The organism is Sporosarcina sp. Marseille-Q4943 (assembly GCF_943736995.1).
Lineage (GTDB): Bacteria > Bacillota > Bacilli > Bacillales_A > Planococcaceae > Sporosarcina.
This window is the reverse complement of sequence record NZ_OX031157.1, coordinates 877,853-902,725: the sequence shown is the minus strand read 5'-3', so window position 1 is coordinate 902,725 and position 24,873 is coordinate 877,853. Positions and strand designations below refer to the sequence as shown.

The following is a 24,873-nucleotide window of genomic DNA, read 5'->3' as shown; positions in this document are numbered from 1 at the left end:
AAACAGAAGGTATGGTATAATTAAGCAAGTTTATTGGGAGGGACGTATAAAGCGTTCCTTCTAATTTTTTCGGAGGAATCTGATTGGACAAAAAGTATAAGAACATAGATAAGAAAGTCATTTCTTTTATCCCGGACGGTGAATTCTACTATCAGAAAGGCGTTAAAGCAATGCAGCGCGAACGCTTCGATGATGCCCATAGATACTTGCAAAGGGCCGTTGAATTGAGCCCTAATGATCCACTCATCCTTATGCAATATGGCATTCTCATCATGGAAGAAGGCATGTTTGAGGAAGCTTATGAAATTCTGGCGGCAGCGCATGGCCTGGATCCGGAAGAGGAAGACATCATCTTTTATTTGGCCGAAGTCCATGCTCATTTGGGCCTTCTTCGTGATGCGAAGATTTATGCGGAAAAGTATATAGCATTGGCGCCGGATGGACCTTTAGCGGATGATTCGATGGAGATCATCGATTTCGCCGAGCAGGAGGAAGCCTTTTTTACAGACGAGGAAATGCCTGACGGAGAAGTGTATTTCCTTCAAGAGAAAGCTAGAAGGTTAATGGAAGCTGGCTCGTTTGAAGAAGCGATCGAAATTTTGGAATCGATCATCGTCGATTATCCTGATTTTTGGGCTGCCTATAATAACTTGGCGCTCGCTTACTTTTATATCGGCAAGATTGAACAAGCGAAAGAATTGCTGTTTGACGTGCTCGATAAAAACAAAGGGAACCTTCATGCATTATGCAATCTCGCCGTCTTTTATTATTATGAGAAAGATAAAGAGGAATTGGACTCGATGCTCGAGCTTCTCATGAAAATAAAACCATATCAATTCATACATCGCTATAAATTAGGGGCGACCTTCGCGTTGGTCGGCAAGCATAAAGAAGCGTACGGTTGGCTTAGAAGCTTACAAAAACGGGGTTTTGAAGGGGATGCCGGATATTATTTCTGGCTCGCGCATTCTGCCTACTTCTCCGGTCATGAACAAGTGGCGAAAGAATCGTATGAAAAGCTCGTGGAATTGGATCCATCAAAAGCGGGTTTTGAACCGTGGAAAGACGTGCACTCTACGGCGAAGCCCGAGTCCTATGAACAAGATCGGGATTTTTTATTAAGCAAAATTACGAATAAATATAGAAGTGAAAGATTATTAGGGTTTTATCTGTTAGGGAAATCAGCGCATAAACAGGAGATTGTCTCACACCCTTCGTATATCAATCTCGAAAAGCTGAGTGTCATCGAGCAATTGTTTCTAGCGCATAGCCTCAATTATGAATTCACGATAGAAAATGAATTTGATCATTCATTCATGCGCGCCTTGGAAACGACTGAATTGTTATACGAGAAATACAAGCCATTGGAACGGCAAGGGACTCATCTTTTTCAAATGTGGTTCACACTTTGTGAAGTCGGTCTCAGCCGCTCCTACCATTTCAGGAATCCTTCGGCGTTGGCGGCGGCGGCAGATTATATGTTCCAATCATCCCGTTATAAAGGGGTTACAAAAACCGCCATTGCCCGCATCTATGGCATTTCAGTGCCGACGTTAACGAAATACGTCAGCGACTTGATGGAGTTTTTGCCGCAATTCAATGCGTAAATCTTGTCAATACATGTAAGCATATATATTGAATGCCTCCTTGGAATCTTATACGATTTGGACAGTGGTATATGTACTGGAGGAGGAAAATGTATGACTACCGAGAAAATATACGACGTCATTATCATTGGCGCTGGTCCAGCTGGAATGACCGCTGCAGTCTACACATCCAGAGGGAGTTTATCGACTCTTATGCTGGAGCGCGGCATCCCGGGCGGACAAATGGCAAACACGGAAGAGATTGAGAACTACCCTGGATTCGAAACGATCCTCGGTCCTGATCTTTCGACTAAAATGTTTGAGCATGCGAAAGCTTTCGGTGCGGAATATGCTTACGGCGACGTAACCGAAGTGATAGATGAAGGAAATTTCAAAACGATCAAAGCAGGCAATAAAGAATATAAAGCTCGAGCCATCATCATTACGACCGGTGCCGAGTATCGTAAAATGGGCGTACCGGGTGAGAAGGAATTGACAGGCCGCGGCGTCAGCTATTGCGCAGTTTGTGACGGAGCATTCTTTAAAGGAAGAGAGATCGTGGTCATCGGCGGCGGAGACTCCGCAGTCGAGGAAGGTGGATATTTGACGCGCTTTGCAAACAAAGTGACAATCATTCACCGACGCGACGAACTTCGCGCACAAAAAATCCTTCAAGACCGTGCGTTTGCAAACGAGAAGATCGACTTCATCTGGAATTCGACGGTCAAGCAAGTTAACGAAAAAGACGGCAAAATCGGCTCAGTGACACTCGTCTCAACAGTGGACGGCACGGAGACGGTAATGGATACGGAAGGCATGTTCGTCTATATCGGCATGGATCCGTTGACGGCTCCTTTCAAAAGCCTAGGCATCTTGGATGAACACGGCTATATCGTCACGAACGAAGAGATGGAAACGAAAGTGCCGGGCATCTACGCAGCCGGCGACGTACGCCAAAAAACACTCCGCCAAGTCGTCACAGCAACAGGCGACGGCAGCATCGCAGCACAAGCATGCCAAAAATACATCGAAGAACTCGCAGAGAAAATGGCTGCTGAGGTTTGATTATCGAAGAGATCCTGTATGGGATCTCTTTTTAATTTAATGTAATTTGCGGATTGAAGCGAAAGGCGGCGACTCCTGTGGGAAAGCGAGACAGGGGAGACCCCGCAGGGAGCGCAGCGACTGAGGAGACTCACCGCTCGCCCACGGAAAGCGTCCGCTTGCAGTGGGAATCCGGGTTAACAACATTAATCTATCTTTAATCTAACTGTAACCGTCCTGCAATACAAAAAGGTTATGATAAGAATATCAATTGACCCCCCTTTTTAATATAGCAACATTTTAAAGACGATCTGCCCTTCAAACGGCAGGTGGTCTTCTTTTTTTGTCGTTTGCTTTCAAAACATTGTATAATGGTTACATGCGTATAGAGAGAAGTGAGGAAATGGTCATGCAAAGAATCGCGAATTTACTCGTACTCAAAGACAACCAAGTTCTTTTATTGAAAAAACCGAGACGGAATTGGTATGTGGCACCCGGAGGCAAGATGGATCCGGGCGAATCGATTTACGATGCCGCCATCCGTGAATTTACAGAAGAAACCGGAGCGACACCCGTCAATCCGCACGTGAAAGGCATCTACACAATGATGATCGTAGATAAGGATACAAATGAATTACTGAACGAATGGATGCTGTACACGTTCGTTGCGCAAGATCTGATTGGAACGCCTTATGAATCGAACAGGGAAGGCCTGCTCGAATGGCATCCTGTCGAAAGCTTGAAGACGCTTCCGATGGCGGAAGGCGATCGAACGAATTTATTATTTGCAGCCTCCCAAACAGGCGTGCAATATGGTACATTTTATTATACAGAAGAGTTTGAACTGTTGGATGAACGCATACAAAAATCAATGGAAGGTGACCAGAATTAATGGAGAATGAATTACCGAACAGCGATGTCGAATTAGTCATCATCACTGGCATGTCAGGTGCAGGGAAAACAGTTGCAATGCAAAGTTTCGAAGACCTGGGGTTCTATTGTATCGATAATTTGCCTCCTGAGCTGCTCGTCACTTTTCTGGATTTGATGATGAAATCCGAAAACAAGATGAGACGCATCGCCGCAGTCATGGATACAAGAGGCGGCGACCTGTTTGACGCGTTGATCGGCGCGTTGGATAACTTGCTCCAAATGGACGGAGTATCGACGAAGCTTCTCTTCTTGGATGCGGATGACGAGACGCTTGTCAGACGATACAAGGAAACGAGAAGGTCGCATCCGCTCGCGGAAGGCGGGCTGCCGCTGACAGGCATCCGCAAAGAAAGAACCCTCTTATCAGAATTGAGAGGTCGGGCACGCTCCATTTACAACACCTCCGAGCTGAAACCGAGGGAATTAAGAGAAAAAATCATGTCGGAATTCTCTTCGACCGGAGACACTGCATTCACCCTCAATTTCATTTCTTTCGGTTTTAAGCATGGCATGCCGATCGATGCGGACGTCGTGTTCGACGTACGTTTTTTGCCTAACCCCTATTACATCGAAGATCTGAGACCGCTTACCGGTTTACAGAAAGAAGTATACGAATATGTGTTAAAATGGAATGATACGCAAGTGCTGATTGAAAAGTTGACAGACCTGTTCAAATTTATCATTCCTCAATATAAGAACGAAGGAAAATCTCAAGTGGTCGTCGCATTTGGATGCACGGGCGGACAACATCGATCCGTGTCGCTTGCAGAGTATTTTGGAAATCGCTTTAAAGAGGAATACAAGACACTGATTACTCATCGAGATGTAGAGAAGAGAAAGGGTTGACACTATGTTGCAATCCGGGAAAATGAAGAAAATTGTCGTCTTTGGAGGCGGGACCGGATTGTCCACGTTGCTTCGGGGATTGAAGGCCTATCCAGTCGATCTTACCGCGATCGTTACGGTCGCGGACGACGGCGGCAGTTCAGGAAGGCTGTTGGATCAATACAATATCCCGCCACCAGGCGATATCCGTCAAGTGATGGCAGCGCTTTCAGATGTCGAGCCATTGATTGAAAAAATGTTCCAATACAGGTTTTCCAACTCGGACGATTTGAAAGGGCATTCGCTCGGGAACCTCATGCTTGCCGCATTGACGGACATAACAGGGGATTTTGCACGCGCAGTTGAAAAGATGGGCCGTGTTTTGAATATTAAGGGAAAAGTGTTACCAGCTGCAAACCAAAAGATCACCTTGCATGCGGAGCTAGATGATGGCACAATTGTAACCGGTGAGTCTAAAATCCCGGTGTATGGGCGCAAAATTCGGAAAGTCTATATGTCTCCGCAAGAGGTCGAACCTTTGCCTGAAACGGTGGAGGCCATCAAGGAGGCAGATTTAATCATTTTTGGGCCTGGAAGCTTATATACGAGCATTCTGCCGACGATACTTGTGAGGGATATCCGTGATGCCGTCCTGGCGTCTCAAGCGAAGAAGGTATATATCAATAACTTGACGACGCAGGAAGGTGAAACGTATCAGTACACTGCGTCCGAGCATGTGAAGGCACTATATGATCATGCCGGCAGTCAATTCATTGACACGGTGCTGTTGAATAAGACGGATTTCCAAACGTTATTACACGGGGAAGAGCCGTCCGTGGCGCAGCTCCCTGTAGAAAATGACATAGATGCTTTGCAACTGCTCGTCCCTACTATCGTATTAGGGGACTTTTCGACGGTTTTGGACGGAAGAATTATCCATGACGCCGGTAAAGTCGCATCATGGATCATGGGTTATATGGAAGGTACGATCGTTAGCGAGGAGACCTGATCATCGCCGTGAGAGAGGGGGAAAATCATGTCTTTTGCATCTGAAGTAAAAAAGGAACTGACACAAATCGATTCCAAAGAATGCTGTGTGAAAGCGGAAATCGCCGCCTTCATCAGAATGAACGGAGCCCTATCATTTTCGAATAAACAATTAAGCTTGGACGTGCAAACAGAAAATGCGGCAATTGCTAGGAGACTTTATTCAAATATTAAGAAGCTATATCCTTATAAAGTCGAGTTGCTCGTCCGTAAGAAAATGCGCCTGAAGAAGAACAACGTCTACATATGCCGAATTCGCGATGGAGCGAAGCAATTATTGGAGGACTTGTATATACTGACGGGAACCTTTCAATTTAAAAATGAGATTGTAGAGCAATTGGTGAAAAGGAAATGCTGCCAGAAATCGTATTTGCGTGGAGCATTCCTTGCAGGCGGCTCTGTCAACAATCCCGAAACTTCCTCCTATCACTTGGAGATTTTCTCTTTTTACAAAGAGCATAGTGAAGCATTAGTGGATTTAATGAATAAATACCAATTGAACGCGAAATCGATTGAACGTAAAAAAGGCTATATCGCCTATTTGAAAGAGGCGGAGAAGATTTCGGATTTCCTAGGATTGATCGGAGCGCACGTCTCCTTAATGAAATTCGAAGACGTCCGCATTCTGAGGGATATGCGAAACAGCGTCAATCGTCTTGTCAATTGTGAAACTGCCAATTTGAATAAGACGATAGGAGCGGCACAGAGACAAGTTGAAAATATCAAATTCATCCAGAGCACAATCGGACTGGATCAATTGCCTGACCGCTTGCAGGAGATTGCTCAACTACGCATAGAACACCAGGACGTCACCTTGAAAGAGCTTGGCGAAATGGTGAGCGGCGGTACAGTAAGTAAATCCGGAGTGAATCATCGTCTTCGGAAAATCGAAGAAATCGCAGAAAATCTCCGTAGCGGAGGTATTGTAAGCCGATGATAGAACGGATCGGAAAGAAAGGAGTCGAAGGAGTATGGCGGAAAGAACGGTTGAAGTGAAAATGAAGACCGGGTTACAAGCACGACAAGCTGCACTATTCGTGCAAGAAGCAAATAGATTCACGGCAGATGTATTTATAAAGAGGGATGAACGTCAAGTAAACGCGAAAAGCATCATGGGCGTAATGAGCTTGGCAATTGCTAGAGGCGCGGAAGTGACATTGATCGCAGAAGGCGTCGACGAAGATCAAGCAATCGAAACCCTTACAGAACTTGTTGAGAAGGAAAACTAATAATAAATAACAGCCGTTTCACTATGCATATAGGAAACGGCTGAAAAATAAAAAAAGCCGTAAACATGAAAACATGTTTACAGGCTTCTTTATAAACACTATAACGCCCTCGGCAGGAGTCGAACCCACATTTCAAGAACCGGAATCTTGCGTGCTATCCATTGCACCACGAGGGCAACTATTACTGTTATTAGTAACAGACAAGATTCATTATACAAAGAAACAGGTATAATTGCAATACCTATTTTAAAAGCGTTATATTTGACCTTTATTGACCATAATATGTATGATAGATGTACAGTTGAAACAACTGGTTTCAGCAGAACGAAAATCCTGACCCATTCATAAGGAGGAAACAAGATGAATCTAATACCTACAGTTATTGAGCAAACGAACCGGGGAGAACGTGCTTATGATATCTACTCCCGTTTATTGAAAGACCGGATCATCATGCTAGGAAGCGGAATCGACGACAATGTGGCAAACTCCATTGTTGCCCAATTGCTATTCCTTGAAGCGGAAGATCCAGAGAAAGACATTTCCATCTACATTAATAGTCCAGGTGGAAGCATCACAGCGGGTATGGCGATTTACGATACGATGCAATTCGTCAAGCCGGATATCCAAACGATTTGTATCGGAATGGCCGCTTCAATGGGAGCTTTCCTTTTGACAGCAGGTACAGAAGGAAAACGGTATGCGCTTCCTAACGCAGAAGTGATGATTCACCAACCGCTTGGAGGAGCGCAAGGCCAGGCGACTGAAATTGAAATCGCAGCAAAACGCATTCTCTTCCTACGTGAAAAATTGAACACGATCCTTTCCGAGCGCACAGGCCAGCCTATTGACGTAATCGCGAAAGACACAGACCGTGATAACTTCATGACGGCTGAACGTGCGAAGGAATATGGTTTGATTGACCATATCATCACACGTAGCGACATGAAAGAATTGAACCCGAAAAAATAATAGATGTACGAAGAGCCGACTCTGTTTATGGAGTCGGTTTTTTATGTAATTTGTTCGGGATTAACAAAGCAAGTGCTCCCGCGTCCAAAGCAGGTGCCTCCGCGTCCAAAGCAAGTGCTCTCGCGTCCAAAGCAAGCGCATCCGTGCAGGTAGTATAAAAAGTGGACACAATCTAATGAGCATGTTTGGATTAAGATAACAATAATATGCGAACGGAGAGTGTCCAAAATGGGTAAAAGAATTGACGATGACCTTAAGAAGCATTTAGTCAAACTTGTGTTGGAGGAAGGGAAATAGCAGACTGATGTCTCCAGGGAAATGGGAATTCCCTTGGGCTCCTTACGAAGATGGGTCAGCGAGCATAGACAGAAAATCCAAGCGGAGCGAGACGGTGTTGAATATCTTACCCCGACTGAACAAATGAAACGCCAAAGAGACATGGAGAAACAAATTCGTGATCTGCAAGAAGAGAATGAAATCCTAAAAAAGGCTATGCACATCTTTTCAAGAAACCCGCAGTAATCTATGAGTTCATTGAAGAACATCGGGAGGAATACAGCGTGACAAAGATGTGCCAAGTACTCCAGGTTTCTAGGACCGGTTACTATAAATGGCGCGAGAAAGAAAAAAGCCCTTCCCAAGAGAAAAAGGAAGAGGCGCAAGTACTCATTAGTAAGATTTTTTACGAGAAGAGACAAGTTTATGGCAGCCCGCGAATCAAAAAAGAGTTGGAGAAGAAAGAGGTTTTTCTAGCTGAGAAGACCGTGGCCAACTATATGCGGGACCTTGGATTGTGTGCGTTGGTGCCATCAAAGTACAAGACGACGACAAACTCCAATCACAACCACCCAATCTACCCTAATCTACTGATGCGCAACTTCAGCGCAGACACCCCTAACAGGGTGTGGGTCGCCGATATCACCTATATCTGGACGATTGAAGGTTGGCTTTACCTGGCGACTGTCATGGATCTTTTTTCTCGGAAGATTGTCGGCTTTAATATTCAGACAGACCTATCCAAGGAACTGCCGAAACTGGCGCTTGAAAGAGCTCTAAACTTCCGCTCTCCTGCAGAAGGACTGATTCACCATTCCGATCAGGGGAGCCAGTATGCATCGGCTGATTACGTCGATCTTCTTAAGGAAAAGAAATGCAAAATCAGCATGAGCCGCAAAGGCGACTGTTACGACAATGCCTGTATAGAATCCTTTCATTCAACGATTAAGAAGGAGCTCATCTACCGTACAAAATTCACAACACGCGAAGAAGCTAGAATGGCTGTGCTGGACTATATCATCTCTTTCTATAATGAAAAACGAAGCCATTCCACTTTGAACTATGTATCACCGAACGATTATGAGAAGGCCTATCAGACTGAAAAGGAGAAAAACGCTCAACAACCACCCGCAACTTTCGTGGAAGAGCAGTTGTCTTTTTAACTGCTCTTTTACGAAAGTACACCAAGCGCAGCGCGGTAGGCTTTTGAAAATAAACGCTCATTGTATCGTGTCCACTTTCTTGACAGAAGACCATCCGCGACTAAAGCAGGTGCTCCCACGCTCAAAGTAGGTGTCCCCGCGCTCAAAGCGACGGCCCCCGCGCTCAAAGCAGGTGTCCCCGCGCTCAAAGCAACGTCTCCTGCGCTCAAAGTATGTGCTCCCGCGCTCAAAGCGACGGCCCTCGCGCTCAAAGCAATCTCCCAAAGCACAAACAGGATATATTTTCATGGGTTTGAAACCTTTTCGCATGACATACGATAAATAGTATACCAACACAAGTGTTTCGGAAGCGATGCCGGTTGGGTATTGCACAATATATCGAATGGAGTGTGAAAAGATGAAAAGGATATTAGGGCCAATAGCCATCATTGTTGTCATACTTGTCGTACTTGGCTTCATGCTAGTACCAAGCTATAACAAATTTGTCAACTTGGAAGAGAATGTTGATCAATCTTATGCACAAGTCGAAAATCAGTTACAGCGCAGACTTGATTTGATTCCAAACTTGGTAAGCACAGTCAAAGGATATGCGAGTCACGAGAAGGAAGTGATTGCTTCAATATCCGATGCCCGCGCGAAACTTGCTGGGGCAAGAGGACCGGAAGAACAGGCTGCTGCGGATACGGAGCTTTCGAATGCGCTTGGACGATTGCTCGTCGTTGTGGAGAATTATCCTGATTTGAAAGCGAATCAGAACTTCGCACAATTGATGGATGAACTTGCCGGAACAGAAAACAGGATCGGCGTAGCAAGGATGGATTATAACAATGTCGTCGCCGACTACAATAGGCAGACGAAGCGTTTTCCAGGTAGACTCGTCGCTTCGATATTCGGATTCGAACAGAAGGAATATTTCAAAGCGAATGCAGCTGCAAACGAAGCGCCTAAAGTCGATTTCGATTTCGGAGATGACAGCAAGTGATCCGTAGAACATTCCGTTGCATGATCGCTGTATGTCTTAGCGTTATGATCATGCCGGCGATGGCGTTGGCAGCTGACGTCCCGCCGTGGAATTTCTCGGATTACTATATCCAGGATCATGCAGGCATTCTATCCGCCGAACAGAAAGTGGAGCTGAACCGGTTAGGTAGACAGTTGAATGCCGGGACGGGTGCTGAACTAGCAGTATTGACACTGCCGACCATTGGAGCGGAACCTGTTGAAACATTTGCAGTAAAAGCGTTGCGTGAATATGGGCTTGGTAAAAAAGGAGAAGATAATGGCGCCCTTTTAGTTGTAACTACAATTCCGTATCCGGAAAATAGTGAGAAGGGCCGGCACTTTGAATTGACCGTAGGATACGGACTGGAAGGCGCATTGCCGGACGGAAAAGTCGGCAGAATTATGGATGAAGTCGCAGTGCCATATTTAAGAAATGAACAACCCGATATGGCGATCATGAATGCTTACAAGTCTTATTATAATGAAATCGCTGCAGAATACGGGTGGAATGGTGAAGTTGCCGAAGTGAACACGCTCGCTGGCCAAGGCGGCGGATCAGGCATCGGCATCCCTTCCCCAATTATCATTTTCATTATCATCTTTCTGCTCTTCCGTTTCATGGGCGGTGGCCGCGGCGGCGGTGGCGGTCCTGGAGGAAGACGTAGAGGCAGAGGCGGGATGATCTTCTTCCCTGGTGGCTTTGGCGGCGGTGGAGGAGGAGGCTTCTCCGGTGGCGGCGGTTCCGGTGGCGGAGGCGGCGCAGGTCGAAGTTGGTGATTAATTAATCTAGAGTTGAATAATGATTGAAATTGAAGGGCAGTTCGAAGTTTGAACTGCCTTTACCATTTGGTTTGGAGAAGTGTCCGCTTGACTCCTGCGGGAAAGCGAGACAGGCGAGACCCTGTAGGAGCGAAGCGACGAAGCGGCTTGCCGCTCGCCCGCGGAAAGCTAGCGGTAAGCTTCGGAAAACCTGGGGGCAATATATTGTTTTACAAAACTTTTTGTAAAACACCGCTTTTCATTTATACTGAAAGAAAACGCTACTTCGAGGTGTTCTACATGCATGTTCAATTTTACACAAAAAAAGGCTGTCATTTATGTGACGAGGCGGAATCGATGATGAAGCTCGTACAGGAGGATTTTCCGTTGACGTGGTCGACAATCTACATTGAAACGGACGATGAAAGCCATGAGAAATATATGATGATGATTCCTGTCTTAGAGAAGGATGGCGAAGTGCTCTTATTCGGATCCATCGGTTACGTGGATTTAATCGATTTATTCTAAAAATACATATCAAGAAGTTTGAACTTATTGACGGTGAGGTATATACTAATAATAAGATTTATATTTTTTTGCAGTAGGTGGGACAAATAATTAACAGGTGGGTCGAATTCGTCCTATCGTGAAAGAGGGGTTTACCAATGATCCCGAAAATTATAGAGGCGCAACGAAAGCTTGTGCCAGAAATGATGGAGATATTACATCAGCGGTACAAAGTTTTGAAATTCATCGAAGTCGCTGGTCCGATCGGAAGAAGACCGCTTGGCCAGATGGCGGATATATCAGAACGGGAATGTCGGAACTTGTTGGAAACAATGCGAACGGAAGGGCTTATCCGCGTTGCGAAGGAAGGCGCGACCATTACGACTGAAGGTGCAGCAGTCCTCGACTCACTCGGACCGACGATCGACGAATGGACAGGGCAAGGATTGGTCGCAAGGAAATTGGGCTCCTTATTAGGAATTCAATACGTGAAAATTGTCCCGGGAGATTGTGATGAAAATCCAGCAGTGAAAAGTCTGATGGGAAAAGAAGCTGCCTCAGAATTCATGGGCCGGATAGGGGACGGTAAGATCATTGCCGTCACAGGCGGTAGCACGGTCGCGGCCATTCCGCAGCACATCCATTCCATCGAAGATGCCAATCATTTGCACTTCATTGCAGCTAGGGGTGGGGTCGGAGACGATATCGGACTGCAGGCGAATGTCATTGCCGCCTCATTCGCAGAAGCTAGCGGAGGGACGTATAGCACGTTTTATTACCCCGAATCGCTTAGCGAGGAAGCGCATCAAATCTTCAAGCGTGAGCCGACCGCTATCCGTATGATGGAGCTTTACGAGAAGACGGATTGCGTCCTCCATGGAATTGGAGATGCGCATCATATGGCGGACTTGCGGGATACGCCCGAGGATGAATGTGTTCATCTGCGGGAGCAAGGCGCGAAAGGTGAAGCATTCGGCTATTATTTTGACGCAAAAGGAAACGTCGTCCATCGGATTAGGACAGTCGGCATCCAGACGGAGCAGTTGCAGAAAGTGCGGCTCATCATCGCTGTTGCAGGCGGGAAAAGTAAGGCGGATGCAATCATGTCCTATATGGCTAGTGCCCCGCGCCAAACGATCCTTGTCACGGATGAAGGTGCTGCGCATGCGATGCTTGCGAAAATGGAAGATTAACTTCGGTAATTATGTAAATACTTGAATTGAATCATAGGAGGTAACGGAAATGACAATTAAAATGGCGATTAACGGATTTGGACGTATTGGTAGGGTGGTTTTCAGGGAAGCGCAAAAGCATGATGACATCGAAATCGTTGCAGTAAATGATTTAACGGATGCGCAGATGCTTGCTCATCTTCTGAAATACGATTCGGTGCACGGAATTTTTGACGCTGAAGTTGGTTCAGAAGAAGATCATCTCGTTGTCGATGGTAAGAAGATTAAAGTGTACGCTGAAAAAGACCCTTCCCAATTGCCTTGGGACAAATTGGATATCGATGTCGTCATCGAATCAACAGGCGTCTTCAGAGACGAAAAAGCGCTCATGAAACATATCGAAGCGGGTGCGAAAAGAGTGATCTTGTCAGCACCGGCTAAAGGGGATATGAAAACACTCGTCATGGGTGTGAATGAAGATTCGTATGATCCTGCAAATGACAAAGTCGTTTCCAATGCATCTTGTACGACAAACTGTCTTGCGCCTGTCGTCAAAGTGTTACAGGATCAATTCGGTATTAACAAGGGCATGATGACGACCGTCCATTCCTACACGAATGACCAACGGATTTTGGATTTGCCGCATTCCGACTATCGACGTGCCCGTGCAGCAGCTGAGTCGATGATCCCTACAACGACAGGCGCTGCTTCCGCTGTGACGAAAGTAATCCCAGAGTTGAAAGGGAAGTTAGACGGCATGGCAGTACGTGTTCCGACACCGAACGTATCACTCGTCGACTTCGTCGCAGAGCTGTCAACGGACGTGACAGTGGAAGATGTGAATGCCGCTTTGAGAAAGGCTTCTGAAAACGAATTGAAAGGCATTCTCTACTATAATGAAATTCCACTCGTGTCAACGGATTACAACGGAAACACAGCATCTTCGACAGTCGACGGCCTTTCGACAATGGTATTGGGTGACAATATGGTGAAAGTCATCGCTTGGTATGACAATGAAACGGGCTATTCCGCACGCTGTATCGATTTGGCTCTTTACATGAATAAAAAAGGCATCTAAGCACACTGTGTATAAAACATAGCCATTCTTATGGCGACCCATTATAATAGATAATTGGGTAGGAGGAACGGAAAGCCCGTTCCTTTTTTTTATATTCCTCGCCGTTTCTGGCGCTTAACTTTCTTGGAAGGGTGCGGTTTACGTGATAGCCAAACAAACGATCAAAGATATTGAACTGGACGGAAAGCGTGTATTTTGCCGTGTCGATTTCAATGTACCGATGGAAAACGGTGAAGTTGCGGATGATACGAGAATCCGTGCTGCCATTCCGACGATTGAATTCATGGCGGACAAAGGAGCGAAAGTGATTCTTGCAAGTCATCTCGGGAGGCCGAAAGGTGAAGTGAACGAGGACATGAGACTCACAGCGGCTGGGGAAAGATTAGCGGAGCTCCTCGGGAAAAGCGTGAAGAAGCTTGATACTTCCTTTGGAGAAGAAGTGGAACGAGCGGTTGCCGAAATGAATGCAGGCGACATTATTCTTCTGGAAAACGTCAGATTCCACGCCGGGGAGGAAAAGAATGATCCGGAACTGGCGAAAAAGTTCGCGGAACTTGCAGATGTCTTCGTCAATGATGCATTCGGTGCAGCTCATCGTGCACACGCTTCCACTGCAGGAATTGCCCAATACATACCGGCAGTAAGCGGATTTTTACTTGAAAAGGAATTGGAAGTGCTCGGGAAGGCGTTGTCTAATCCGGAGCGTCCGTTCACAGCCATTATCGGCGGCGCGAAAGTGAAGGATAAGATTGGTGTCATCGACAATCTGTTGGACAATGTGGATCATTTATTGATCGGAGGCGGCCTTTCCTATACGTTCACGAGAGCGGAAGGATATGAAACAGGCAACTCTCTAGTCGAAGAAGATAAAATTGAGCTTGCTCAATCATTCATTCAAAAAGCGAAAGAGAAAAACGTCAAACTCCATTTGCCGGTCGATGCGGTAGTGGCGGATGCGTTTTCTGAAAATGCAAACGTGAAAACGGTTAAAATCGATGAAATCCCGGAAGGCTGGATGGGACTCGATATCGGACCGGAAACGGCTGAAATGTATGCGGATGTCATTCGAAATTCCAAGCTTATCATTTGGAATGGGCCGATGGGTGTTTTCGAAATGGAACCGTTTGCAGAAGGTACGAAGAAAGTAGCACTTGCGATGGCTGAAACGGAAGCATACACAGTTATCGGCGGTGGGGATTCTGCCGCGGCTGTCGAAAAGTTCGACGTTGCTGATAAAATGGATCATGTGTCAACAGGCGGAGGTGCGTCCTTGGAGTTCATGGAAGGAAAAGAATTGCCAGGCGTAACGGCGCTGAATGATAAGTGACGGAGGAAGAAAAATGCGAAAACGAATCATTGCAGGTAACTGGAAAATGTATAAAACGATGGACGAAGCAAAAAACTTTGTAACAGAAGTGAAGGACCGCTTGCCGGAAACGGACAAGATCGACGCGGTCATTTGTCCGCCCTCTCTTTATTTGTCTGAGCTTGTGAAATTGACGGAAGGCACTCCACTCAGAGTCGGAGCTCAAACGATGCATGACGTCGACGAAGGCGCATTCACAGGGGAAGTCAGTCCGAAGATGTTAGCGGACTTGAATGTGCCATACGTCATTCTCGGCCATTCCGAACGTCGTCAATATTTCAATGAAACGGACGAAGCGGTAAATCGTAAAGTGTTGGCAGCGTTCTCGAAAGGACTGACGCCGATTGTCTGTGTCGGAGAAAGCCTAGAGGAGCGGGAAGCAGGGAAGACAGTCGAGACGGTTGCAGTCCAAGTGCAAAAAGCGTTTGAAGGAGTCAACGCAGAGCAGGCAAAAGAAGCGATTATCGCTTACGAGCCGATTTGGGCAATTGGAACAGGCAAAACTGCGACTGCTCAAGATGCGAATGAAGTATGCGGGGAAATCCGTGCTGAAATCGGCAAGCTCTATGATGACGAGACAGCTTCTGCTCTTCGCATCCAGTATGGCGGCAGCGTGAAACCTAGCAATATTGGCGAGTTGCTTTCAATGGAACATATCGATGGCGCACTTGTCGGGGGAGCGAGCCTTGAGCCGGATTCATTCCTAGAAATGATCGGAGTTGCGGCTAATGAATAAAGCGCCGGTCGCATTAATCATCTTGGATGGCTTCGGATTGCGGGAGGAACGGTTCGGCAATGCGGTCGCACAAGCGAGCACACCGAATTTCGATATTCTCTGGAACGAATATCCGCATTCGACGTTAACCGCTTGCGGAGAAGCTGTCGGCCTTCCAGAAGGGCAGATGGGGAATTCGGAAGTCGGCCACTTGAACATCGGTGCAGGCCGGATCGTCTATCAAAGCTTGACCCGTATCAATAAGTCCATTAAGGACGGGGACTTCATGACGAGCCCGGCGTTGCTAGGAGCGATTGAACACGTAAAGCAGCAAGATTCTTCACTCCATCTGATGGGGCTCCTATCAGATGGCGGTGTACATAGCCATTACGAGCATTTATTCGCCCTCCTACGCCTCGCCAAAATGCATGGAATTAAGAAAGTTTATATTCATGCATTCCTTGACGGAAGGGACGTCGGTCCACAGACTGCTCCAGGTTATATCGAGCAGACCGAAAAGGTGATGGAAGGACTTGAAGTCGGTAAAATTGCCACGGTTTCCGGGCGTTTCTACGCAATGGACCGGGATAAAAGATGGGACCGGGTGGAACGCGCATACCGAGCGATTGTCGACGGTACGGGGGCAACATTCAAAAATGCTGCACAAGGCATCCTCTCTTCGTATGAAGAAGGTATCCATGATGAGTTCGTGGAACCGTTCATCATAGAGGAGGAAGGCAAGCCGGTCGCAACAGTGAAAGATGGAGACGCAGTCGTGTTCTTCAATTTCCGTCCTGATCGCGCGATTCAATTGTCGAAAGCATTTACGGATCCCGCGTTCGACGGCTTCCATACCGGACCGGAAACGTTCGAAAACTTGAAGTTCGTATCATTTACGCATTATAGTGATGAAGTTCGGGCAGACGTTGTTTTCGGAAATGAAAACTTGGAGAACACGCTCGGCGAAGTGCTTTCGAAAAACGGACTCCGTCAGCTGCGAATTGCCGAAACAGAGAAATACCCACATGTGACGTTTTTCATGAGTGGCGGCAAGGAAGATGAGTTCGAAGGCGAGAAACGGATTCTGATCGCAAGTCCGAAAGTCGCAACATATGATTTGAAACCTGAAATGAGTGCCGTTGAAGTGACGGAAGCGTTGTTGAAAGAGATTGATGCTGAAACGCAGGACGCCATCATCCTTAATTTTGCAAACCCTGACATGGTCGGACATAGTGGGATGCTTGAACCAACAATCAAAGCGATCGAAACGGTCGATGCATGCCTCGGAAGGATCATTGACGCCCTTATGCTAAAAGGCGGGACGGCAATCGTCACTGCGGACCACGGGAATTCAGACGAAGTCGTGACGATGGAAGGAAAGCCGATGACCGCACATACGACAAACCCTGTCCCGGTCATCATTACAAAACCTGATATCGAGTTGCGGGAAGGCGGTATACTATCGGACCTTGCTCCGACAATGCTAAAATTATTGGAAGTCGAACAGCCGGAAGAAATGTCCGGAACACCATTATTCTAATAAAGGGAGAGATTGAAATGCCAATCATTACTCATATCCAAGCAAGAGAAGTTCTTGATTCACGCGGTAACCCGACTGTTGAAGTTGAAGTGTTTACAGAAAGCGGAGCGTTCGGCCGCGCCATCGTTCCTTCAGGCGCTTCCACAGGTGAATACGAGGCAGTCGAATTGCGCGACGGAGACGCATCCCGTTATCTTGGAAAAGGTGTTTTAAAAGCGGTTGATCATGTCAATGAAATCATTGCGGATGAAATCGTGGACAATTACTCAGTGTTAGATCAAGTTGTCGTCGACAATGCGCTGCTTGAACTGGATGGCACAAAGAATAAAGGCAAACTTGGCGCAAACGCGATTCTCGGCGTTTCCATGGCAGTTGCACACGCTGCAGCGGATTACTTGGACCTTCCGCTCTACCAATACCTTGGCGGCGTAAACGCGAAGCAACTGCCTGTTCCGATGATGAACATTTTGAACGGTGGAGAACATGCGGATAACAACGTCGATATCCAGGAATTCATGGTCATGCCGGTAGGCGCGGAATCATTCCGTCACGGTCTTCGCATGGGAACTGAAATCTTCCATAGCCTGAGAGACGTCTTGAAATCGAAAGGCCTAAACACTTCTGTTGGGGACGAAGGCGGTTTCGCACCGAACTTAGCATCCAACGAAGAAGCGCTATCGACAATTATGGAAGCAATCGAAAAAGCAGGATACAAACCCGGCGAAGAAGTATTGCTCGCAATGGACGTCGCAGCTTCCGAGTTTTACGACAGCAAAGCTAATCATTACCGTCTAGCGGGAGAAGGGATTACGAAGACGTCCGAAGAAATGGTTGCTTGGTATGAAGAGCTTTGCTCAAAATATCCGATTGTTTCGATCGAAGACGGCCTTGATGAAAACGACTGGGCTGGACACAAACTGTTGACAGAGCGACTTGGCTCGAAAGTCCAATTGGTCGGTGACGATCTATTCGTTACGAACACAGAAAAATTGGAGCGCGGCATTGAAGAGGGTGTCGGCAACTCGATCCTTATCAAAGTGAACCAAATCGGCACATTGACGGAAACATTCGATGCGATCGAAATGGCGAAACGCGCAGGCTACACTGCAGTCATCTCCCACCGTTCCGGTGAATCCGAAGATACGACAATCGCAGACATCGCTGTGGCGACAAATGCGGGCCAAATTAAGACAGGTGCCCCTTCACGCACAGACCGCGTCGCGAAATACAACCAATTGCTTCGCATCGAGGACCAATTGGATGAAACAGCAGTCTACCTTGGAACAAAAACGTTCTATAACCTTAAAAAATAATCATTTTGAATCAGCCGGCCAAAGCCGGCTGATTGCTTTTGACTCGAAACTTGTTGTAACAGTGAAAAATGTTTGATAGAATATAAATGTTGAGATGCTCTACTCAGGAGGTGGAACAAAGTGCATGCTTTGTTAATGACGTTGCTATTAATCGTTTCATTGGCGTTGATTGTTGTTGTATTATTGCAATCCGGAAAAAGTGCAGGTCTGTCTGGAGCCATCTCCGGTGGTGCCGAACAACTTTTTGGGAAACAGAAAGCACGAGGATTAGACTTGGTGCTTCAAAGAGTGACAATTGTACTTTCAATTTTATTTTTCATTTTGGCGATCGCCATCGTGAAGATTTAATCGGAATTATATAATCGCATAACTGACAAACGCCTGGCCACCCGTATGGTCGGGCGTTTTTTTCCGCTACGAAGAGGGAATGATAGTATACATAAGGATATTTTTATTTAATTCTACATTAATTGATGTAATGATAGGATGGGAGCGAAAGGCGGCGACTCCAGCGAAAGCCGTAACGAAGAACGGCTTTTGCGACCAAAAGCGAAGAGTTGGGAGCAGGAAAGCGTCCGCCTGTAGCGGAAATCACTTTTTTACTATTGGAAGGGTGAAGGATTTGAGAATTGCACAACCGAAGCCATTCTTTTTTGAAAGCGGCAAACGGGCTGTATTGCTGCTGCACGGCTTCACCGGAACATCCGCGGACGTCAGGATGCTCGGCCGATTTTTAGAGAAGAAAGGCTATACATCACTCGCGCCGCACTACAAAGGACATGGTGTCCCGCCGGAACAACTGATCGAAACAGGTCCGGACGAATGGTGGGAAGACGTCGTTGCAGGATACAATCAATTAAAACAAGCCGGATACGAAGAAATCGCAGTCGGCGGATTATCTTTAGGCGGCGTATTTTCATTGAAATTAGGGGTTAAAATGCCAGTGAAGGGTATTGTAACTATGTGCTCCCCAATGTCGATGAAAACTCCGGACAAATTGTATGAAGGCGTTTTGAAGTATGCCTCCGACTATAAAAGGTATGAAGGAAAAACGAAAGCTGAAATCGAAGAAGAAGTAAGTGTGCTCCGCGATAAAACGATGCCGTCGCTTGCCGACTTAACGAAGCTTGTCGACGATGTAAGAGGACAGCTTCCGGAAATCGAAGCACCGCTCCTCGTCATCCAATCACGGAATGACGAAGTGATCGATCCGGATTCCGCAACGGTCATTTATGACAATGCAGCGTCCGAAAAGAAGCAAATCGAGTGGTTCGAAAAATCCGGTCATGTCATTACGCTCGGTCCGGAAAAAGAACAGCTTCATGAAGATGTATTTCAATTTCTTGAATCACTTGACTGGAACGTGTGAAAATGGAATTAGTTGACGATAGTTATGAATGGAGGGATGGTAATTGGATTTTATTGACGAAGAGTTAAAAACAAGACTGTTGTCTTTCATGAAAGAGGAATCGTATAAACCATTGACGGTTCAGGAAATCCAGGAGTCATTAGGTATTGAAGGAGCTGCGGAATTCAAGGAGCTTGTAAAGATGCTCGTGCAGCTGGAACAAAAAGGTGAAATTGTCCGCTCCCGCACAAACCGTTACGGCGTCCCGGAGCGCATGAACCTAGTAAGAGGTAAATTCATCGGGCATGCGAAAGGATTCGGATTCGTCACACCGGAAACGGATGGAATGGACGATATATTCATTCCGCCTCCTGAAGTGAACGGCGCGATGAACGGGGATATCGTACTCGTACGTGTTTCAAAAGGAGATTACGGCGACCGTCGCGAAGGTGCGATCATTCGAATCGCTGAACGGAAAACGACGAAGGTTGTCGGAACATACCAAGATAATCGCGGCTTCGGTTTTGTCATTCCTGACGATAAGAAACTGCCAATGGATATTTTCATTGGAAAAGGACATTCGCTTGACGCTGTCGAAGGACATAAAGTCGTCGTAGAAATTACGGAATGGCCGAGCGAACTAAAATCGGCAACTGGCATGGTCGTGCAAATCCTCGGACATAAAAATGATCCAGGGGTCGACATTCTTTCAATCATCCATAAGCACGGAATTGAAGTCGAGTTCCCACAAGAAGTGATGGACCAGGCGAATAAGACACCGGACGAAGTGCAGGAGAAGGATCTATTCAAACGCCGTGACTTGAGGGAAGACCTCGTCATTACAATCGACGGAGCCGATGCAAAGGACTTGGATGATGCCATTTCGCTCGTCAAGAATGATAACGGAACATATACATTATCCGTCCATATCGCGGATGTCAGTTATTATGTGCGGGAGAATACGCCGCTCGATGATGAGGCGTATGACCGCGCGACGAGCGTCTATTTGACGGACCGAGTGATTCCGATGCTTCCTCATAAGCTGTCGAACGGCATTTGTTCCTTGAATCCTCACGTTGATCGTCTGACGATGTCATGTGAGATGACAATCGATGGCAACGGGAAAGTTATCGATCATGAAATTTTTGAGAGCGTAATACAATCAAAGGAACGAATGACGTATACGGACGTCTATAAAATCATCGAGGAAAAAGATGAAGAGCTCATGAAAAAATACGAGCATATCGTTCCAATGCTGAATGATATGGCGGAGCTCGCTTCCATCTTGAGGCAAAAACGAATCGACCGCGGTGCCATCGACTTCGATTTCAAGGAATCAAAAGTCATTGTCGACGAACAAGGATGGCCGACTGATATCGTGTTGCGGGACCGTACAGCGGCGGAACGCCTCATCGAGGAGTTCATGTTGGCTGCGAACGAAACGGTTGCAGAGCACTTCCACTGGCTACAAGTGCCGTTCCTCTATCGGATCCACGAAGACCCGAAAGCGGAAAAGCTCCAACGTTTCTTTGAGTTTCTGACAAACTTCGGTATCGTCGTGAAAGGGACGGGGAATAAAGTGCATCCTCGCGCCTTGCAGGAAATCGTCGAGTCAATCGAAGGCATGCCGGAAGAGACCGTCATTTCGACAATGCTCCTCCGTTCCATGCAACAGGCGAAGTATTTCGAAGAAAGTCTCGGCCACTTCGGTTTGTCAGCTGATTTCTATACGCATTTCACGTCGCCGATCAGACGTTATCCTGACTTGATCGTCCATAGGCTTATCCGGACGTATTTGATCAATAAAGATGTATCTTCGGAGACGATTGCGCATTGGAACGCCAACATGTCTGAAATTGCGCAGCACACGTCCGAGCGCGAACGACGGGCGGTTGATGCGGAACGTGATACGGACGCATTGAAGAAGGCGCAGTTTATGCTCGACAAGATCGGCGAGGAGTTCGATGGTGTCATTTCGTCAGTGACGAACTTCGGCATGTTCGTGGAGCTGGAAAACACGGTTGAAGGGCTCGTCCACGTCAGCTATATGACGGATGATTATTATCGTTTCGACGACCGTCAAATGATGATGATCGGCGAGCATACAGGGAAGCAGTTCAGGATTGGCGATGAAGTGACGATCCGCGTCGTTTCCGTCAAACCTGAGGAATCGGCGATTGACTTTGAAATTGCAGGGATGAAGCAGTCGTTCCACCGGAAACGGAAGGAAACGCCGAAAGTCATCCATGCGAAGAAGTCATCAAGTGGCGGCGGACGCCGGGGAGATTCCGATAAGCCTAAAGGTGAGAAGAAAAAAGGTGCACCAAGCCAGAAAAAGAAGTTTTATGAAGGTGTAGCGAAAAAGAAGAAGAAACAGGCTCCAAGAAAGAGAAAATAAACGTGGCGGCATTCGTTTAGGCGAATGCCGTGGCATTTAAATGTGGGGGGATACCATTATGGCTAAAGGTCAAGGGAAAGTACTGGCCATCAATAAAAAAGCAAACCATGACTTTGCGATTGAAGAAACGATTGAAGCAGGGATTGTGCTGCAAGGAACGGAAATCAAATCGATCCGTAATGGCAAAGTGCAATTGCGCGATGCGTTCGTCCTTATCCGGAACAATGAAGCATGGATTTCCAACATGCATATCAGTCCATACGAACAGGGAAATCAATTCAACCACGACCCATTGCGTTCAAGGAAACTGCTGCTTCATAAAAAGCAGATCGCGTCACTCGTTGGGCAAGTGAAACAAGAAGGCTATTCAATCGTGCCATTGAAAATGTACTTGAAAGACGGCTTCGCAAAAGTATTGATCGGCGTCGGTAAAGGGAAGAAGCTCTACGATAAACGCGACGATCTGAAGAAGAAGGAAGCGAAACGTGAGATGGAACGCGCGTTCAAGGCGAAACAGCAGTATTGATTTTTACGTCAAAATGTTGTATAGTATTAGTAGTGATATAGTTCAGAAGCCTTTCAACAGGCATTCCTGACATCCCTTTAAAGGTGTAACAACCTTTTATAACGGGGACGTTACGGATTCGACAGGGGTGGTCTGGGCTTGAGCTGCGCGTCGGAGGGATCGTCTCCGTCAGAAACGACAGTTAATAATAACTGGCAAAACAAACAATAACCTAGCATTCGCAGCTTAATTAGCTGATGAATCTGCCTAGCAGTTCCATCGCCCATGTGGCATTGTTAGGCTCACCTATTAGTGGGATACGGTAACGGTCGCCTCCTGAGGCCGTTGCAAGAGACAATCAGGATAGCGCTCAAGACGCCTTGATTGACGGCATAATGCAGCGCGAACCGCAAGTAGTCAATCTACACGCGTAGACGCTGAAGTAGCAGAGCCTTTGGACGTGGGTTCGACTCCCACCGTCTCCATAGTTTAATTTCATGGAGTTTCATTGAACGCCATAAACCTTATCACATCAAGGTTTATGGCGTTTTTTCATGTCATACGATATTATTGGATTTCAACGAAATATAGTCAAAACAAAGTCAATCCATAGTGAAAAACAGAGCCGAAACATCGATGAAATCAAGCTTTGTGAAATTTTTTAGGTGCCTAGTACTTAAATTGGTACTTAAATTTAATAGTATTGGTCGTTCATGCGTCGCTCTTCAAGCAGAAAAGGTTAGAAAAGGAACAGAAGTACATGTCCTTTCTAACCTTTTTTACATTCGTTATTTAGCTTCTGCAATAACTTCTAGTTTGCTTAATTGCTCAACTGCTATTTGAAGTGCTTCCGCCTTTTGGATGAGTGCCAATCGGACATAGCCTGTACCTTCAGAACCGAAGATACTCCCTGGCACCATGACGACACCGCATTGATCGATTGCTTTGAAGACAAATTCCTTGTCATCCATGTCAAACGGATATTTCGCCCAAACGAACATGCCGCCGTTTGAAGGGGTTACAGTCCAACCAATCTCGGCTAAGCCATTCATTAACACATGATGACGTTCCGAAAAAACTTTTCGCAGGCGATCCGTAATTTCTTCCGCATGATCGAGCGCTGTTACAGCCGCTTCTTGTATCGGTCCAAACGTCCCGTAATCCAAATTCGATTTCAACTCTTTAAAGATACGAATAATCTCGGCGTTACCGACTAAATAAGCAATGCGTGCGCCGGCAAGACTGAAACTTTTGGATAAAGAATTGATTTCTACTCCGACGTCCATTGCCCCTGGCGTCGATAGAAAACTAGTCGGAGAATCTCCAGTGAAATAATACTCCGAATACGCCGCGTCATGGAGAACAAGGATATTGTATTTCTTGGCAAACGCAACGACTTTGTCAAAAAACTGTGCGTCTGGCAACGCTGGAACCGGATTTCCCGGCAAGTTCAAAATGATCATCTTTGCTCGTTGCGCAACGTCTTCTGGAATTTCATCCAAATTGGGCAAGAAGCCGTTTTCTGCACGCAATGGCATTTCGTACGGAACCGCACCCGCCAGCTTGATGCCCGCTTCGTACGCGACATAGGCGGGATTCGTTGTCAGCACGATATCCCCTTCATTGCAAAAGGCTAACGGAAGATGAACGAGTCCTTCCTGAGATCCCATTGTTTGAAGGACTTCCGTGACCGGATCTAGCGTGATGCCGGAGCGTCTTTTATAATAATTCGCGACAGCTTCATGGAACCGTTTTGTGCCGCCGAGTGTATAGCCGTATGTATTTGCTTGAGCGCTTTGTTCCGATAGTACACGTCTCACTTTTTCGTCCGGCGGAAGATCCGGGCTCCCAAGACTCAAATCGATCAGTTCAGCGCCAGTCGCTTTTTTCGCCGCGGCTGCTGCTTTCAAGTCTGCAAAAATAGCGGGTTCAAAAATGGACATTTTTAACGAAGGTTCGATCTTCAATGGAAAGCACTCCTTGTTTGTGAAAAATTGATTTTAAAAATTATATTATCATAAACTAGACATCAATTGCAAAGAGGTCTAAAAAGGGATTGAGATTTCCGATTTTTTTTGCCTGGGCTTGACAAATACGA

22 protein-coding genes, 1 tRNA gene, 1 other RNA gene and 2 pseudogenes are annotated in these 24,873 nt (G+C 46.5%); 24 read left to right on the top strand and 2 right to left on the bottom strand.

Annotated features, from left to right (window positions below; all coding sequences use genetic code 11):
* The first annotated feature begins 83 nt into the window (after positions 1-83).
* The 7 genes from NIT04_RS13455 to NIT04_RS13425 all read left to right on the top strand — a co-directional run bounded on the left by NIT04_RS13455 (position 84) and on the right by NIT04_RS13425 (position 6,664).
* Positions 84-1,607 (top strand): tetratricopeptide repeat protein, encoded by a 1,524-nt coding sequence (locus tag NIT04_RS13455; RefSeq protein WP_252504076.1) that lies wholly within the window; start codon positions 84-86, stop codon positions 1,605-1,607.
* A gap of 93 nt (positions 1,608-1,700) precedes the next feature.
* A complete protein-coding gene (gene trxB / locus NIT04_RS13450) occupies positions 1,701-2,651 on the top strand; it encodes a thioredoxin-disulfide reductase (RefSeq protein ID WP_252504075.1) in 951 nt (316 codons plus the stop codon).
* A 388-nt stretch (positions 2,652-3,039) separates the two neighbouring features.
* Positions 3,040-3,522, top strand: a complete 483-nt coding sequence (locus NIT04_RS13445; RefSeq protein ID WP_252504074.1) for an NUDIX domain-containing protein — start codon at positions 3,040-3,042, stop codon at positions 3,520-3,522.
* On the top strand, positions 3,522-4,409 hold the full coding sequence (rapZ, locus tag NIT04_RS13440) for an RNase adapter RapZ (protein WP_252504073.1): 888 nt from the start codon (positions 3,522-3,524) through the stop codon (positions 4,407-4,409). The genes NIT04_RS13445 and rapZ overlap by 1 nt, the downstream gene beginning before the upstream one ends.
* A gap of 4 nt (positions 4,410-4,413) precedes the next feature.
* A complete protein-coding gene (yvcK, locus tag NIT04_RS13435) occupies positions 4,414-5,397 on the top strand; it encodes a gluconeogenesis factor YvcK family protein (RefSeq protein ID WP_252504072.1) in 984 nt (327 codons plus the stop codon).
* 27 nt (positions 5,398-5,424) lie between these two features.
* Positions 5,425-6,372, top strand: coding sequence for a DNA-binding protein WhiA (gene whiA, locus NIT04_RS13430; RefSeq protein ID WP_252504071.1), 948 nt, complete (start codon positions 5,425-5,427; stop codon positions 6,370-6,372).
* 34 nt (positions 6,373-6,406) lie between these two features.
* A complete protein-coding gene (locus NIT04_RS13425) occupies positions 6,407-6,664 on the top strand; it encodes an HPr family phosphocarrier protein (RefSeq protein WP_252504070.1) in 258 nt (85 codons plus the stop codon).
* Positions 6,665-6,768: 104 nt separating this feature from the next.
* On the opposite strand, the gene NIT04_RS13420 is transcribed toward NIT04_RS13425, so the two are convergent.
* Positions 6,769-6,840: transfer RNA gene (locus NIT04_RS13420), tRNA-Arg, on the bottom strand.
* A 184-nt stretch (positions 6,841-7,024) separates the two neighbouring features.
* Between NIT04_RS13420 and clpP the strand changes: the two genes are divergently transcribed.
* The 17 genes and pseudogenes from clpP to ssrA all read left to right on the top strand — a co-directional run bounded on the left by clpP (position 7,025) and on the right by ssrA (position 23,263).
* A complete protein-coding gene (gene clpP, locus NIT04_RS13415; protein ID WP_252504069.1) occupies positions 7,025-7,633 on the top strand; it encodes an ATP-dependent Clp endopeptidase proteolytic subunit ClpP in 609 nt (202 codons plus the stop codon).
* A gap of 315 nt (positions 7,634-7,948) precedes the next feature.
* Positions 7,949-8,155, top strand: a pseudogene (locus NIT04_RS19160) (transposase); the annotation flags it as partial.
* Positions 8,140-9,072: pseudogene (locus tag NIT04_RS13410) on the top strand (IS3 family transposase); the annotation flags it as partial. The pseudogenes NIT04_RS19160 and NIT04_RS13410, both read left to right, overlap by 16 nt.
* 397 nt (positions 9,073-9,469) lie before the next feature.
* Positions 9,470-10,054: a LemA family protein gene (locus NIT04_RS13405; RefSeq protein ID WP_252504068.1), complete on the top strand. Its 585-nt coding sequence runs from the start codon at positions 9,470-9,472 to the stop codon at positions 10,052-10,054.
* Positions 10,051-10,851, top strand: coding sequence for a YgcG family protein (locus NIT04_RS13400; RefSeq protein ID WP_252504067.1), 801 nt, complete (start codon positions 10,051-10,053; stop codon positions 10,849-10,851). Before NIT04_RS13405 ends, NIT04_RS13400 begins: the two co-directional genes overlap by 4 nt.
* A 282-nt stretch (positions 10,852-11,133) precedes the next feature.
* A complete protein-coding gene (locus tag NIT04_RS13395; RefSeq protein WP_256470616.1) occupies positions 11,134-11,361 on the top strand; it encodes a glutaredoxin family protein in 228 nt (75 codons plus the stop codon).
* A gap of 137 nt (positions 11,362-11,498) precedes the next feature.
* Positions 11,499-12,533 carry a sugar-binding transcriptional regulator gene (locus tag NIT04_RS13390; RefSeq protein WP_252504065.1) on the top strand — a complete coding sequence of 345 codons (1,035 nt, stop codon included), beginning with the start codon at positions 11,499-11,501 and terminating at the stop codon, positions 12,531-12,533.
* Between the two features lie 49 nt (positions 12,534-12,582).
* Complete coding sequence (gene gap / locus NIT04_RS13385) at positions 12,583-13,590, top strand: type I glyceraldehyde-3-phosphate dehydrogenase (protein WP_252504064.1); 1,008 nt, start codon at positions 12,583-12,585, stop codon at positions 13,588-13,590.
* A 145-nt stretch (positions 13,591-13,735) separates the two neighbouring features.
* The gene (gene pgk, locus NIT04_RS13380) at positions 13,736-14,917 is read left to right on the top strand and encodes a phosphoglycerate kinase (protein WP_252505109.1); all 1,182 of its coding nucleotides are present in this window, start codon (positions 13,736-13,738) and stop codon (positions 14,915-14,917) included.
* A 13-nt stretch (positions 14,918-14,930) separates the two neighbouring features.
* Positions 14,931-15,692 (top strand): triose-phosphate isomerase, encoded by a 762-nt coding sequence (gene tpiA, locus NIT04_RS13375; RefSeq protein WP_252504063.1) that lies wholly within the window; start codon positions 14,931-14,933, stop codon positions 15,690-15,692.
* Complete coding sequence (gpmI, locus tag NIT04_RS13370) at positions 15,685-17,211, top strand: 2,3-bisphosphoglycerate-independent phosphoglycerate mutase (protein ID WP_252504062.1); 1,527 nt, start codon at positions 15,685-15,687, stop codon at positions 17,209-17,211. Before tpiA ends, gpmI begins: the two co-directional genes overlap by 8 nt.
* Before the next feature lie 17 nt (positions 17,212-17,228).
* Entirely contained in the window at positions 17,229-18,524 is a 1,296-nt protein-coding gene (gene eno, locus NIT04_RS13365; RefSeq protein ID WP_252504061.1) for a phosphopyruvate hydratase, read from the top strand.
* A 120-nt stretch (positions 18,525-18,644) separates the two neighbouring features.
* Positions 18,645-18,872, top strand: a complete 228-nt coding sequence (gene secG, locus NIT04_RS13360) for a preprotein translocase subunit SecG (protein WP_251696892.1) — start codon at positions 18,645-18,647, stop codon at positions 18,870-18,872.
* Between the two features lie 274 nt (positions 18,873-19,146).
* On the top strand, positions 19,147-19,893 hold the full coding sequence (locus tag NIT04_RS13355; protein ID WP_252504060.1) for a carboxylesterase: 747 nt from the start codon (positions 19,147-19,149) through the stop codon (positions 19,891-19,893).
* Between the two features lie 88 nt (positions 19,894-19,981).
* Positions 19,982-22,270 (top strand): ribonuclease R, encoded by a 2,289-nt coding sequence (gene rnr, locus NIT04_RS13350; RefSeq protein ID WP_252505108.1) that lies wholly within the window; start codon positions 19,982-19,984, stop codon positions 22,268-22,270.
* 58 nt (positions 22,271-22,328) lie between these two features.
* Complete coding sequence (gene smpB, locus NIT04_RS13345; RefSeq protein ID WP_252504059.1) at positions 22,329-22,796, top strand: SsrA-binding protein SmpB; 468 nt, start codon at positions 22,329-22,331, stop codon at positions 22,794-22,796.
* A 103-nt stretch (positions 22,797-22,899) separates the two neighbouring features.
* Positions 22,900-23,263: a transfer-messenger RNA gene (gene ssrA, locus NIT04_RS13340) on the top strand.
* Between the two features lie 300 nt (positions 23,264-23,563).
* Here ssrA and NIT04_RS13335 read toward each other — a convergent pair.
* The gene (locus NIT04_RS13335) at positions 23,564-24,742 is read right to left on the bottom strand and encodes an aminotransferase class I/II-fold pyridoxal phosphate-dependent enzyme (RefSeq protein ID WP_252504058.1); all 1,179 of its coding nucleotides are present in this window, start codon (positions 24,740-24,742) and stop codon (positions 23,564-23,566) included.
* Positions 24,743-24,873: the final 131 nt, after the last annotated feature.

Coding starts and splice junctions, on each gene's coding strand:
- trxB (WP_252504075.1), top strand. CDS start 1,701: ATGACTACCGAGAAAATATACGACGTCATTATCATTGGCGCTGGTCCA.
- NIT04_RS13445 (WP_252504074.1), top strand. CDS start 3,040: ATGCAAAGAATCGCGAATTTACTCGTACTCAAAGACAACCAAGTTCTT.
- rapZ (WP_252504073.1), top strand. CDS start 3,522: ATGGAGAATGAATTACCGAACAGCGATGTCGAATTAGTCATCATCACT.
- yvcK (WP_252504072.1), top strand. CDS start 4,414: ATGTTGCAATCCGGGAAAATGAAGAAAATTGTCGTCTTTGGAGGCGGG.
- whiA (WP_252504071.1), top strand. CDS start 5,425: ATGTCTTTTGCATCTGAAGTAAAAAAGGAACTGACACAAATCGATTCC.
- NIT04_RS13425 (WP_252504070.1), top strand. CDS start 6,407: ATGGCGGAAAGAACGGTTGAAGTGAAAATGAAGACCGGGTTACAAGCA.
- clpP (WP_252504069.1), top strand. CDS start 7,025: ATGAATCTAATACCTACAGTTATTGAGCAAACGAACCGGGGAGAACGT.
- NIT04_RS13405 (WP_252504068.1), top strand. CDS start 9,470: ATGAAAAGGATATTAGGGCCAATAGCCATCATTGTTGTCATACTTGTC.
- NIT04_RS13395 (WP_256470616.1), top strand. CDS start 11,134: ATGCATGTTCAATTTTACACAAAAAAAGGCTGTCATTTATGTGACGAG.
- NIT04_RS13390 (WP_252504065.1), top strand. CDS start 11,499: ATGATCCCGAAAATTATAGAGGCGCAACGAAAGCTTGTGCCAGAAATG.
- gap (WP_252504064.1), top strand. CDS start 12,583: ATGACAATTAAAATGGCGATTAACGGATTTGGACGTATTGGTAGGGTG.
- tpiA (WP_252504063.1), top strand. CDS start 14,931: ATGCGAAAACGAATCATTGCAGGTAACTGGAAAATGTATAAAACGATG.
- gpmI (WP_252504062.1), top strand. CDS start 15,685: ATGAATAAAGCGCCGGTCGCATTAATCATCTTGGATGGCTTCGGATTG.
- eno (WP_252504061.1), top strand. CDS start 17,229: ATGCCAATCATTACTCATATCCAAGCAAGAGAAGTTCTTGATTCACGC.
- rnr (WP_252505108.1), top strand. CDS start 19,982: ATGAAAGAGGAATCGTATAAACCATTGACGGTTCAGGAAATCCAGGAG.
- smpB (WP_252504059.1), top strand. CDS start 22,329: ATGGCTAAAGGTCAAGGGAAAGTACTGGCCATCAATAAAAAAGCAAAC.